General features: G+C 62.8%; 2 protein-coding genes. One reads left to right on the top strand and one right to left on the bottom strand.

Annotated elements, in window-relative coordinates; genetic code table 11:
* Positions 1-30: 30 nt before the first annotated feature.
* Positions 31-855 (bottom strand): cytochrome c biogenesis protein CcsA, encoded by an 825-nt coding sequence (gene ccsA / locus R3F42_00010; protein ID MEZ5540416.1) that lies wholly within the window; start codon positions 853-855, stop codon positions 31-33.
* Positions 856-919: 64 nt separating this feature from the next.
* Here ccsA and R3F42_00005 point away from each other — a divergent pair.
* On the top strand, positions 920-1,617 hold a 698-nt coding region (locus R3F42_00005), incomplete at its 3' end, for a signal recognition particle receptor subunit alpha (protein ID MEZ5540415.1).

Below are 1,617 nucleotides of genomic sequence, written 5' to 3'. Positions count from 1 at the left end.
CGTCGTCCGCACGTCCGGTATCAAGGGCGCTCAGCGCCGCAGTATCAACTCGACCACTGCCTTGCTGCCGAAATAGGCCAGCATCAACACCATGAAACCCACCAGGGTCCATCGGATCGCCTTGCGTCCACGCCAGCCAAAGCGGTAACGGCCCCACAGCAGCACCGCAAACGCGACCCAGGCCACGATCGACAATACCGTCTTGTGCACCAGGTGCTGGGCAAACATGTCGTCGAGGTAAAGGAACCCGGTGGCAAGGGCCACGCTGAGCAGCACGAAACCGAGGCTGATCATCTCGAACAGCAGGGATTCCATCGTCTGCAGCGGCGGCAGCGCACGAATGAATCCGCCGGGGTGGTGGCGTCTCAGGTGATTGTCCTGCACCGCGAGCAGGATCGCCTGCGCACTCGCCAGGGTCAGCAGGCTATAGGCCAGCATCGATGTCAGGACGTGGATGCGCAGTTCCCAACCGGCATCCTCACCGAGCAGATGGCTCCCGGGAAAGCGCAGGTCCAGCAGTACCATGATCGCCGCCAGCGGGAGCGCCAGGATTGCCAGGTTTTCGACCGGCTTGCTAAGCGACGATACCAGTAGCAGACCGGCCACGGACCATGCCGCCAGCGACAGGGCATTGAAGAAACTCAGGTTCAGTCCGGCCGCGGTGAACAGCCCTATGTAAAGGAACACCGCGTGCAGCAGCAGCCCGGCGAAACCAAGTCCGATCCCGAGCCCGCGCGACGGGCGCCAGTCGGCCTCAGCGCCGAAAAGCCGCATGCCGGTACTCAGGCCGCCGAGCAGGTACGCGAAGGCGGCTGAAAATGCGATCAGGGTAACGTTCATCCGGACCCAGATCATGGCATAACGCTCCCGTGCCTGCATCCGTATAATGGATGCGCTCCAGGGTCTCGAAGTCAAAATTATGTTTGCCAGTCTCTCCGACCGCCTCGGCGGTGTTCTGCAGAAGGTCCGCGGCCAGGGGCGGATCAGCGAAGCCAATATCAAGGACACCTTGCGCGAGGTGCGCATGGCCCTGCTCGAGGCTGACGTCGCCCTGCCGGTGGTCAAGACCTTCGTTGAGCAGGTACGAGAGAAGGCCCTGGGTGAAGAGGTGCTGCGCAGCCTCACGCCGGGTCAGGTCCTGGTCAAGATCGTCAATGACGAACTGGTCCGGGTCATGGGTGAGGCAAACGAGCGGTTGAATCTTGCCGCCCAGCCGCCGGCCGTGATCCTGATGGCGGGGCTGCAGGGCTCGGGCAAGACCACCAGCGTCGCCAAGCTGGCGCGCCTGTTGATCGAGCGCGAGAAAAAGAAGGTGATGGTGGTCAGCGCCGACGTCTACCGGCCGGCGGCCATCGAGCAGCTGAAGACCTTGTCCGCCGAAGTCGGTTCCGAGTTCTTTCCATCGAGTTCTGACCAGAAGCCGCTGGCGATCGCGCGCTCGGCGATTGCGGCTGCGCGTAAGGGCTTTTTCGATGTCTTGATCGTAGATACCGCAGGCCGCCTGCACATCGATGCCGACATGATGGCCGAGATCCAGGCGCTGCATGCCGAGCTGAAACCGATCGAGACCCTGTTCGTGGTCGATGCCATGACCGGCCAGGACGCCGCCAACACGGC

The organism is Pseudomonadota bacterium (genome assembly GCA_041395565.1).
In the GTDB taxonomy this organism is placed as follows: domain Bacteria; phylum Pseudomonadota; class Gammaproteobacteria; order UBA9214; family UBA9214; genus UBA9214.
This window is presented reverse-complemented; position numbering and strand designations above follow the sequence as displayed.